The sequence below is a fragment of the Neiella marina genome, assembly GCF_002165625.1.
Classification (GTDB): Bacteria; Pseudomonadota; Gammaproteobacteria; order Enterobacterales; family Neiellaceae; genus Neiella; species Neiella marina.
This window is the reverse complement of sequence record NZ_NGNS01000034.1, coordinates 19,002-29,984: the sequence shown is the minus strand read 5'-3', so window position 1 is coordinate 29,984 and position 10,983 is coordinate 19,002. Positions and strand designations below refer to the sequence as shown.

Here is a 10,983-nt window from a genome sequence, read left to right as displayed (position 1 = left end):
TGATACTCCCCAAAAAGTAGTGTGGAGATCAGATCGAAGTTAACGGAAAAAGTTCAAAAAAATCCCCGCCAATTGCTTAGCGGGGATTTGTGTATAAGAGACAGGCCACAGGCTGCTTTTTTATTGTCCAACAGGCTAACTGAGTTAGTCTTTGTTGTTTCTGACCACGCCCGGTAAGTTTTTCAACTGCGAGGTAACAAAATCTAACGTGTTATTCAGTGATGCGACTTGTGCATCCATGGCATTGAATCGCGAATAAAGCTGCGCTTCTTGAGTTGCGATTCGCTCTTCAAAAATCTCGCGCTCTATGTCTAAGCGCTCTACCTGACCTGTTAAGGTGTCTACCCGAGTACTAACAATGCCATCAGCGCCGGAATAGATTTGCAATTGCGCTTCGAGTTTTACCGCCATGCCGGGTTCTTCATCGGTACCGATGAAGAAGTTTTGCAGATCTTCGGTATTGCTCTTGATAGCTTCTGATAATGCCGAAGAGTCAACCTCAAGATAGCCATCTCGATTGGTGGTGATCCCCATGTTAGATAACGAGTTAATGCCTGTTTCGCCAAATGTCGAGCTCACTACGCCTCGGAACTGGCGATCCATCATACGCAGCGTCGCATCACCAGCCAGCGGCGCAGTAATGTCCGCATCGAGATTGACATACTGAAGGCTTTTTGATGTCTCAATGTAATTGTTGTAGGCATCGACAAATGCTTTGACAGCATTATTAATTTGACCGGAATCTTCGGAAATACTGATCCGAGTCGTTTCGCCTGGTTCGTTGGTATCAGTTAGGTTAAATGTGACACCTTCAATCGCGCCTTCGATCAAGTTTGAGTCGTTGGTTACCGTCAACGACCCGTCAATGATAATGATTGCATCCTGAGCAGATTGAGTTTCGCTCATTTGGCTACCAGCAACATCGGCCGAGTCAAATTGCAGCTTTCCTAAACCTGTACCATCGGTGATTTCAGTATCCGTGGCGTCAAAGGCTTTAATGGTAATTTGGTTAGCCAACCCGGTTTGAGAAGAATTAAGTACCAGGTGAGCGCCAGTATCATCAGTCACAATCGAAGCCGAAAGACCGGGATTATCAGTCGCGTCATTGATGGCTTCTTTGATGTCGTCAAGAGTTGCGTCAGCTGCAACGGTAATTTCAAAGGTATCGCTGCCAAGGCTAATTTCCAGTCGCCCTTCACCGACAGGATCTTCAGCAACAAAGCCTGCAGAGGTCAACTTCTGAGCTTCCGCAAGTTGTTGCACTTCAATTTCATAACTACCTGCGTCTGCGGTCTCATCAATTGTCGCGGCAAAGTAGCTGCTACTGCTGAGGGTCATTTTCATTCCCCCATAAGTATCAGACTCAGTCAGCTTGGCGAGCGAGCTCTCTAGTGTATCAACCGCTGTGCGGAGGGTTCCGTAGCCGGTAATCTGATTAACATACCTGTCTTCCTGCTCCTTGGTGCGCGCCTCAAACGGTACCCGTTCAGCGTCAATATAAGCGCCTACAATGGCATTGATATCAATGCCAGAGCCAATACCTGGAGTAGAAATTGTTGACATAACGAACTCTCTTAAACTTCTGTATTTACAAGCAGTCCGGTTGCTTCAGATAAACGAGCGGCAAGTAACAGCACTTCTTCGGAAGGGATTTGCCGTACCAATTCTCCGGTGTCTTGATTAGTCACCTTAATCACATCCTTGCCAGACTCTTTATCAACCGAAAATGCAATATCTCGATTCAAGGTCTGCACAAATTCCTGCAATTGCTGTACCACAACTTCAAGCTGCTCGGGCTTCAGCTCTTCCTCCGCCGCCGCAGCTTTTTGCTCCACCTCTGCCTGTGCTTGTGCTTTTGCTGCTTCTGCCGCAGCAATTGCTTCTTGCACGGTCTGCTTAGTTACTTCTTCAGACTTAGAAGTTTCATCAGCTTGTGGAGCTACCTGAGGCTTAATAGTCGTCGCCGCGCTCAGATCTGGCATGACACTATTGTCAATCGCCATAAGTCACCTCCGAAAGAGCCTTTCCTCTATTGTTCATTTATCGACCGAGTATGCAAATACTTTAGCCGTACAAACGCAAAAAGGAGCTCAACTTAATGAGCTCCTTTTTCAGCGAGTTAACTACTTGATTTAGCCAAGTAAACTCAATGCTGCCTGTGGCAACTGCTGGGCCTGTGCCAAAATCGAAGTACTGGCCTGCTGCAAGATCTGGTTCTTGGTCAGCTCAGTGGTCTCTTTGGCAAAGTCTGTGTCACGAATACGGCTACGTGATGCAGATGAGTTCTCAACAATATTCTCAAGGTTAGAGATTGTTGAAGTTAGACGGTTTTGTACCGCACCCAACTGAGCTCGAGAGCTGTCGATGTATGAAAGTGCATCGTCAATCACCGCGAGCGCATCTTGAGCACCTTTGGCCGTGGTCACGTCAATGTCAGAAACGGCGCTCAACTCGGAAGCTTTGACTGTGCCGGTATTGGCGATATCGGTACCCGAACCAACTGCTACCGAGGCATCTGCCGAAGATACATTGTAAGCACTGTCACCATTAAGTTGGACAACTCCGGAGAAGGTGACCGCATCACCATCATCAAAGGTCACACCGGCACCAGTTGACTTAGTTTCACCATCAAACTCGTATGCTTCAGCAGTTAACGTCGCTCCGCCAGCATTCAAGTTACCGATCTTGATGTCTTCACCGTTCTCACTCACTAATCGAAGTGTCGAGCCACCATCTTCGGCAACCGCAGTGATACCAGTATCGCCAGAAACCTTGTTAATTTCATTTGCCAACGTTTCAATGTTGCCATTAGCGCCAACAGTGGCAATGATGGTTTTCTCTTGGCTAGTGCCGTCATTTGCGCCGACCAAGTCAAATGAGATGGTGTCGCCTTCAGTCAAGGCAGTGAAGCCTGTGACGTCGATTTGAGTACGAGCGTCAGCTTTAACGCCAGTTTCAACCGCGTTGGAGTTAATCTTGTCTGCAACCTCACCGGCAGATTCGTCAGCTGCAACGGTAATGGTGTCAGATGCACCAGAAGAAGTAATGGTGATATCACCGCCATCAACGCCGTTGCCTGCAGCAGCAGCAACACCTTGAGGAGCAGAAGCCGCACCGGTTACAACAACAACTGTACCCAGACCACCAGCAGAAGCAGGAGCCGCACCACCAGAGCCATCTGAGTTACGCAGTTGTGACTGGTACGTACCCATGTCTGAAGAGCGGAATGCAGCCAAGGTGACATCAATGGTTTCGTTCGCCTGCGCACCAACTTGGAATGCTTCAGAACCGAATGAACCGTCAAGTAGTTTACGGTCACCGAAAGAAGTGGTTTCAGCGATACGGGTCAATTCTTTTTGCAGCTGAGCTACTTCTTCTTGAATCGCTACACGATCTGAAGAAGAGTTTGAGCCGTTTGCCGACTGAATGGACAGGTCACGCATACGCTGCAGGATGTTGGTTGATTCTTGCAACGCACCTTCAGCAGTTTGCGAAATCGAGATACCATCGTTGGCGTTACGAACAGCAACATTCAGACCGTTAATCTGAGATGTTAAGCGGTTAGAAATCTGAAGACCTGCTGCATCGTCACGTGCGCTGTTAATACGCAAGCCCGAAGATAAACGAGTCAGAGATGTATTGACCCCATCAGAGGCCTTGCTCAGGTTTCGCGTTGAGTTAATCGCAGAAACGTTAGTTTGAACGGTAAGAGCCATAGTGTTTTCCTCTTGTCCTGCGGGTCAAAACCTCAGCAGGTATTTTTTAGTCTCACCATGGTTATCGGGCCATTAAAAAAATCCTTTAGAAAAAAATTTAAATTTTTATCAAATGCCCCTCTCTGTCGGCCTTTGGTTCACAATCAAAGGAGCGAGACAATGTGTTATCAACCTGTTTTTATTTGTTTTTATCCATAAACCAACCGTTAAATAAAAATTCGGAGAACAGATGGGGTATCAGCTTTAGATATGATCCAAATCACTTATTTCATGTTGGCACAACGAGTGCTTCTTTCCGTAAACTAAGGGTTAGTCAATCTTCGGACGTTCGGAGCAGCAGCAATGCCCCAGCATCATCTATTTATTACCGGCACTTCTCGTTCTGGTACAACCACCATCGCCAACTTTCTTCGTAACGATCAGGCAATCGTGATGGGGCGAGAACGGTTTGCGTGGCGGCTAGCAAAAACGGGCGATTTCGATCCGTCTTTGTTCGAAAAACATCGCTTCTGTATTGACTATCAAGCAGATGACTCACACCACGCGGTCCACCAAGCCTACTATGGCCAAGCTGCCGAATACTTCGAGCAAGCCCAATGGGTTGGCGACAAGCTGCCGTCACTGTTCAATCACTACAACAAGCTGATCAGCAATTTTCCCGATTGTCAGGTCATATATATGATGCGCAACCCTTATGAAGTTGCCGATTCTTACCAAAAAAGGGCGGAAAAAACTCAACAACAGGTGGCCCAGGGCCAATCCGCCGAGCGCCTTTGGCCCGTCGAGCGAAATTGGCGAGTTGCTATCGATGAATGGAATGAATCAATTGCAAAGACCTTAGAAGCGATGAAAAAGCTCCGTATTTTCGTCATCAAGTACGAGGATTTGTATCGAGATACCGTGGTATTGAAGAGCCTGTATCAATCTTTGCAATTGCCACTACCGCCGACTCAACTGGAGTTGTGGCAACAAAATGCTGACAAACGTAAAGAAATAGAAGCAAAACGAGCGCTGGGGCTTGATGAGTATCAACGTTCAGTGATCGCCGCCACTATCAACTCGGACAACTATGCTCAACTGTTAAGCCAGTGATTATTGCCGCTGGCATGTAATGTGCACAGAACTTGGCTAGATGGGGTTGTGTCAAAAACCTGCCGTTGCTTTATTGCAGTAAACCTGCGCAACAGGTTCGATACCATTGACTCAATAATCAGTGGGCGAAATAAAGGAGCGACATTTTTGCACTGCTGGGCACTTAACTTTCAAGCGAAAGCGCCGATAAAGAGTTCAGACATTGATAGGACCCAGTTGTAAGAGGTTCTGATACTTTCGAGAAGGTATTGTTATGGCAACACAAAATCCACAAGCCAAATCGGCAATTGAGTTGTTATCTGATGTGAAACCAGTGGCATTCATTGAAAACAAAGCCATGGATTTTGAAGCCATACAATCGTTATTGGTCGACAGTAAGGCAAACAATCACTGGGCCAACTATGGACCAGCCAGCCAGCGTCTAGAAAGCTTTTTAGAACAGAAGCTAAACCTGCCACCACATAAAAAAGCGGTGATGTGCAAAAGTGGCACTGCCGCGCTACATACGCTCGTTCACCTAGAAGAGCACAAAGCGGGTCGCAAGCTCAATTGGGTGATTTCATCGTTTGGCTTTATCGCCAGCAACATCGGTTGCTTGAGCGATGCTCAGGTTCTCGATTGTGACATCAATGGCATGCTAAGCATCGATGCATTGAAATCCCTGCCGGAATCAAGTTGGGATGGCATTGTCATCACCAATATTTTCGGCCTCTGCCAGGACATCAGTGCATACGAGCAATTCTGTAAACAACACAATAAAGTACTGATTGTCGATAATGCAGTGGGCTTGTTTTCCGGTTGGCGTCACCAACACTCGCCCAATGAAGCGATCAGCTTCCACCAAACCAAACCTTGGGGGATCGGTGAAGGCGGTTGCATCATCGTCAATGAACAAGACGACAAACTCATTAAAGACATGTTGTGTTTTGGTCGTGCTCAGGCTCATATTGAGCGCCGCTATTGCAGCAATGAAAAGCTTGCCGATATTAATGCAGCATCCATCATGGCATGGCTGCAGCAAATGTTTGAATGGTATCCGGTATACACTCAACAAGCGGCTCGAATCGCATCGCTGGCCGAACAGCAAGGGCTGCGCTTGCTGCTGCCACTTGAACCGGATAAGCCCTATGGCAATGTACCGCTGTTAGCCGATCAACCAATTACCGATGACGACTTGGCTAATCCTTACATCACCTTGCGGAAATACTACACGCCGCTTGCTGCAACGCCGACAGCCAAGGGACTGTATGATCGAATTATCAATGTGCCCTGTCACAGCGAAACCTGTCACATTAGTGATCAACAATTTAGCGCACTGTTTCAGCGACTAGCCAATACCAATTAAATCACCGATAGTGGGACGCATTGGCGATTCGCAATAGCGCAGAGAAGGACACGGCTTGTGCACAATATTGGCGGTTATTTTGAGCTTGAGCAACCCAAGGTAGCGATGTGGCAAAGGCCAGAGCTTCATCGTTTAACGAGTGGCAGGGCCTGCCTGACAGCGATCCTTCAGCACCTTAACCCCAAGCGCGCCTATGTGCCTCACTATTGCTGTGACTCGGTGCTGTTACCATTTGAACAACTAGGTATAGAACTTTGTTTCTACCCGATTGATCAGCAGTTCATTCCTTGCAAGCTACCATCATTAAAGACCGGCGATGTTTTCTTATGGATTAACTATTTTGGCATTTGTTCAGATGTTAAAGAGCAGCTGATTGAAAGGTATTGTCCTGAGCAACTGATTATTGATGACACTCATAACTTATTTGGATTTGAGCCATCGCGGCATTATGCCTTTAGCTCACTAAGAAAGTACTTTGGCATACCTGATGGTGCTTTACTTTGCGCGCCAGCAGCACAGATTTACCCCGCGCCAGCGTCAGCGCGCAGCATCAAACACAACGAATTACGCGCAGCAGGATTTACCCAACAAGGATATGAGCTGTATAAGCAGCACGAACAGAGTTTCGATTGCACCGTCTCTGAAATGCTGCCATTGAGCCAGCAGCTTTTAAAGCAAGTTGATATGCTATCGGTTCAGTTGACTCGACAAAGAAACTTTGACTATTTGCATCAGCGATTAGGCCAATACAATCAACTTGATTTACCGAGCCGCCCCGTTAGTCCATTTTGTTATCCATTGCTGGCGGATAAAGCAATTGATAGAGCTGAATTGTCGCGAAAAGGTCTGTTCGTTCCTGCGCTATGGTCCGACGTCGAAACTCGTAACCAAGATGTGCCGGCGACTGAATTACATCTGGCGCAACATTTAGTCCCTCTGCCAATCGATCATCGCTATGACGAACAACAAATGGCTGTTTTGGCCACCGCAGTTGAGCAGCTACTGCAAACCTGAGCAAATTAGAAATGAAGTGCGGTAGGCAACAATGCCGCCCGATAACAGGATTAGATTGTTGATGAAATGCCTTATCTGCGATTCCAACATGAACTATTACTTTTCAAAGCAATTTGATGAGTACGACTTAGGCAAAGTGGACTACTGCAAATGCCCCAACTGCGGTTTTTGCGCATCACACACTCATTTTGAGTTGTCCCAAAGCGATTGGAACCAACTAAACGAGGCGTATCATACCAAAAGTCACTTCGCGGAAGATAACCCCCACAATCGTAACCAACGCTATTTTAACCAGGCCATGATGCTCTCGTTGATGACCAAGCAAGGTCTGGTCAAACAAGGCAATTGGTTAGATTGGGGCTGTGGCGTCGGCGCGGTATCGCAATTATTGAATGACTACTTTGACCTTAACTTGTTAACTTACGATAAGTACTTCACGCCGCACATCAACGTCATCAAGGAAGCCGAGCTCAAACCACGGCAGTTTGATTTGGTCGTCAACACGGCCGTTTTCGAACATGTCCGCGGCAGAGAAACTCTTGATGAAATCGAATCGTATGTCAGCGATCGAGGTAGCTTCGCTATCCACACTCTAGTCCCTGAAACTGTCCCCAAAGATCCAAATTGGATGTATCTGATCCCCGTGCATTGTGCTTTTCATACTAACAAGAGTATGGCTATTCTAATGGAAAACTGGGGTTACCAATGCTCGGTTTATAATCCAGATTCAAAAATGTGGGTGCTGTTTAGAGAGCATGCAGATGTGATTCAACCTCAAGTAGAGCAACTCAATCAAGCACTCGGCTGGCAATACCTGCATTTCAAAAATGGATTCATGGACTACTGGAAGTAAAGGACCGCACATGAAACTTGGTATCATGCAGCCCTATGTATTTCCATACATTGGGTACTTCCAGCTGATCAAGGCAGTTGACCAATTTGTCATACATGACGACGTCCAGTGGATTAAAGGCGGCTGGATTAACCGTAATCGCATCCTCGTGCAAGGCAAACCGCACTTCATCACCCTGCCAGTGAAAAAAGATTCAACTCTTTTGCCGATCAACGAACGGCAACTATCTGCCGATACGGAACAACAACGAGCCAAAATACTCCGACAGATAAAGGGCGCATATGGCAAAAGCCCTTACTTCAAACAAGCGATGGACGTTGTTGTTGATAGCTTGACGACCCCGGATATCAATATGGCGCGATTTGCCGTCCATACACTTCAAACCTGCTGCGATTATTTAGGTATAACGACAAACATTGTTTGCTCTTCGCAGCTCACAAAAAACAATGCCTTACAGGGGCAATCGCGAGTCATCGAACTAAACCGCGTGATGGCCGCAAACCACTACATTAATCCGATTGGCGGCACGGACCTGTACAATCGCGATGACTTTGCCAATGCCGGTATCAAGCTGAGTTTTCTGCAATCAAAAAACATCACCTATCAACAGCTGGGCGGCCACGAATTTGTGCCGTTTTTGAGCATTATCGATGTCATGATGCACAATTCGGTAGATGACATTTGCGGCTTTTTAGCTGAATTTGACCTCGTGTAATCACCAATCCTTGGCATGTAACATGCTTGGTTTTGGATAAATCACGGCTAATCGACACCGATGGGATACCGCCGAGAGCCGCAATATTGCGACACCAATCAGTGCAGTGATGACATAAGGTGTTAGGATGGCCGAAACCGTGACTGTTGATGGCCATTATTAGAATCTGCCGTCGCCAGACCAACAAACAGCGTGATATGACCGAACAAAAATACAGCCAGCTGGAACATGTGATCACACAATTGAGTTCACTGCTCAGCCCTGTTCAAATGCAACAGCAGGTCCATCATGAGCAAGCCAATTGGCCAACAATACTGATTGTCGGCGCTCCTCGCAGTGGCACCACATTGATGTTGCAATGGCTATCTTCACTTGGGTTATTCGCCTACCCGAGCAACGTCATGAATCGCTTTGCTTATGCGCCGCACATTGGCGCGCTGATTCAACGCATGCTGTTCGAGCATCAGTTCGATCCCAGCGGAGAATTTGACGACTTAAAATCATCGGTCAACTTTGAATCGCTGCTTGGCAAAAGCCAAGGCGCCTTGGCTACAAGCGAGTTTCAGCATTTCTTCCGCCAGTACATCAATCATTACATGCCTGCGCATTTGTCAGACAAAGAAGTCAATGAGGTCGATTGGCAGGGCATTTGCCAGGGCTTGTTCAGCATTCAGGATGTATTTCAAAAGCCATTCGTGACCAAAGCCATGATGGCCCAGTTTAATCTTGCTCCGCTATGCCGAGTTCTCAAACGAGTGGTGATCATCCATTGCCAGCGAGAGCCATTGTGCAACATGCAATCGATCTTGTTGGCACGAGAGCAATACTACGGTAACCGAGAGCAGTGGTGGTCAGTGAAGCCTGCGCAATATCAACAACTGTTGACCATGGACTGCTATCACCAAGTGGCAGGGCAAGTGTTTTACAGCAATGATTCAATTGCCCAGCAGCTCACACACCATAGTCACGCATTGCACATCGATTACGATCAATTTTGCCAAAACCCAGCTGGTTTTTATCAGCAACTGCGTCAAACGCTAGCCAATCTCGACTACGAGATTCCTGCGGATTACACCGGTGTTAGCCAATTCAAACCAAATAACCGACAGGCTTTGACCAAACCAGAAGTCAGTCAGTTGCTTGACGCATACCAATTTCATTGCCAAGCCAACTTGTGTTCTACAACGGTTGACTCGCAAGCGCTTTAGAAGGAAAGGAACCGTGTCCGAAATATTTTTAATGTGCTCCGAGCGAAGCGGTAGCAATCTGATCACCAAGATTTTCGATGCTCACCCAAACGTGTGTGGCCCAAGCCCGAGCCACCTCGCTCAGATCATCGTTCCCAACCTATGGAAGTACGGTAACCTCAAGGATTCTTGGGAACTCCTTAGCAAAGATACCCTTGAGCTATTCGAACTCAAAAATTCACCATGGCGACTGACCTTAACCGAGCAGATGGTGGCTGATTTTGCCGCGCCGGGTGACTTCCCAAGTTTGCTGAGCGCCATTTACAAAAAAGAGCGAGAACTACACGGCAAGCAGCATATTTTGCTGAAAGAAAACCAGATCTACAGTTATGCCAGCTATATTCGCCGATACTTTCCGGATGCAAAGTACTTGTACATGATGCGAGACCCGCGCGATATGGCCTCTTCGTGGAAGCAAGGTTATGCGATCCGCGGCGGAGTAGTCAGAGCAGCACGCACTTGGAAGCAAGATCAGCATGGCTATACTGCAATGCGACATGAGATTGGAGCCGACAATGTCCCGTGTTTCAGCTACGAGTCGCTACTGCAACAACCGCAGCAAACATTGCAACATGCATGCTCGCTACTGAACATCGACTTTCATCCTGACATGTTGAATTTCCACAAGAAACAGGAAACTCAATCAAGCTCAAGCGTTGCTATTGACTGGCGCAATATCGGTAGCCCGTTGATGCAAAACAACTTCAACACCTTCGAAAAACGACTGACTCAAGATGAGATTAAGTTTATTGAATATCTGTGTTGGGACGAGATGGCGTCGCTGGGTTATACCCCAGTGTTTGAACGTTTAAGCGAATCTGAATTTATTGCCTTGGAGGCGCAACTCAGTGCCGTCGAGCCCTATGAAAAACCTGAATTTATGACGATTCCAGAAGCGGAGCGTGAACGTCGCGGTAAGCTCCACCGAAAAATTACCGAGATCCGCGATAAGCCTCACTTTATCGACAGCAAAGTATAACGCGCATAAATAGGTTAACGAC

The 10,983-nt window shown here is 47.1% G+C and carries 10 protein-coding genes; 7 read left to right on the top strand and 3 right to left on the bottom strand.

The annotated features are described in order from the left end of the window. Positions 1-144 precede the first annotated feature (144 nt). From fliD to CBE68_RS18040, 3 genes are all read right to left on the bottom strand, one after another. On the bottom strand, positions 145-1,563 hold the full coding sequence (gene fliD / locus CBE68_RS18050; protein ID WP_087507617.1) for a flagellar filament capping protein FliD: 1,419 nt from the start codon (positions 1,561-1,563) through the stop codon (positions 145-147). 11 nt (positions 1,564-1,574) lie between these two features. Then, a complete protein-coding gene (locus CBE68_RS18045) occupies positions 1,575-2,003 on the bottom strand; it encodes a flagellar protein FlaG (RefSeq protein WP_087507616.1) in 429 nt (142 codons plus the stop codon). Positions 2,004-2,132: 129 nt separating this feature from the next. Further along, positions 2,133-3,716 (bottom strand): flagellin N-terminal helical domain-containing protein, encoded by a 1,584-nt coding sequence (locus CBE68_RS18040; RefSeq protein ID WP_087507615.1) that lies wholly within the window; start codon positions 3,714-3,716, stop codon positions 2,133-2,135. Positions 3,717-4,058: 342 nt separating this feature from the next. Between CBE68_RS18040 and CBE68_RS18035 the strand changes: the two genes are divergently transcribed. The 7 genes from CBE68_RS18035 (at position 4,059) to CBE68_RS18005 (ending at position 10,961) form a co-directional block, all read left to right on the top strand. Further along, on the top strand, positions 4,059-4,808 hold the full coding sequence (locus CBE68_RS18035; RefSeq protein WP_087507614.1) for a sulfotransferase: 750 nt from the start codon (positions 4,059-4,061) through the stop codon (positions 4,806-4,808). 253 nt (positions 4,809-5,061) lie between these two features. Then, positions 5,062-6,153 (top strand): DegT/DnrJ/EryC1/StrS family aminotransferase, encoded by a 1,092-nt coding sequence (locus CBE68_RS18030; protein WP_087507613.1) that lies wholly within the window; start codon positions 5,062-5,064, stop codon positions 6,151-6,153. A 57-nt stretch (positions 6,154-6,210) separates the two neighbouring features. Beyond that, complete coding sequence (locus tag CBE68_RS18025; RefSeq protein WP_087507612.1) at positions 6,211-7,167, top strand: hypothetical protein; 957 nt, start codon at positions 6,211-6,213, stop codon at positions 7,165-7,167. A gap of 88 nt (positions 7,168-7,255) precedes the next feature. Continuing rightward, entirely contained in the window at positions 7,256-8,020 is a 765-nt protein-coding gene (locus tag CBE68_RS18020) for a methyltransferase domain-containing protein (RefSeq protein WP_158100667.1), read from the top strand. Between the two features lie 10 nt (positions 8,021-8,030). Continuing rightward, on the top strand, positions 8,031-8,735 hold the full coding sequence (locus CBE68_RS18015; protein ID WP_158100666.1) for a WbqC family protein: 705 nt from the start codon (positions 8,031-8,033) through the stop codon (positions 8,733-8,735). Positions 8,736-8,884: 149 nt separating this feature from the next. Next, positions 8,885-9,943: a sulfotransferase gene (locus tag CBE68_RS18010; RefSeq protein WP_087507609.1), complete on the top strand. Its 1,059-nt coding sequence runs from the start codon at positions 8,885-8,887 to the stop codon at positions 9,941-9,943. 13 nt (positions 9,944-9,956) lie between these two features. Then, on the top strand, positions 9,957-10,961 hold the full coding sequence (locus CBE68_RS18005) for a sulfotransferase (RefSeq protein ID WP_143824622.1): 1,005 nt from the start codon (positions 9,957-9,959) through the stop codon (positions 10,959-10,961). Positions 10,962-10,983: the final 22 nt, after the last annotated feature.

Coding starts and splice junctions, on each gene's coding strand:
- fliD (WP_087507617.1), bottom strand. CDS start 1,563: ATGTCAACAATTTCTACTCCAGGTATTGGCTCTGGCATTGATATCAAT.
- CBE68_RS18045 (WP_087507616.1), bottom strand. CDS start 2,003: ATGGCGATTGACAATAGTGTCATGCCAGATCTGAGCGCGGCGACGACT.
- CBE68_RS18040 (WP_087507615.1), bottom strand. CDS start 3,716: ATGGCTCTTACCGTTCAAACTAACGTTTCTGCGATTAACTCAACGCGA.
- CBE68_RS18035 (WP_087507614.1), top strand. CDS start 4,059: ATGCCCCAGCATCATCTATTTATTACCGGCACTTCTCGTTCTGGTACA.
- CBE68_RS18030 (WP_087507613.1), top strand. CDS start 5,062: ATGGCAACACAAAATCCACAAGCCAAATCGGCAATTGAGTTGTTATCT.
- CBE68_RS18020 (WP_158100667.1), top strand. CDS start 7,256: ATGAACTATTACTTTTCAAAGCAATTTGATGAGTACGACTTAGGCAAA.
- CBE68_RS18015 (WP_158100666.1), top strand. CDS start 8,031: ATGAAACTTGGTATCATGCAGCCCTATGTATTTCCATACATTGGGTAC.
- CBE68_RS18010 (WP_087507609.1), top strand. CDS start 8,885: ATGGCCATTATTAGAATCTGCCGTCGCCAGACCAACAAACAGCGTGAT.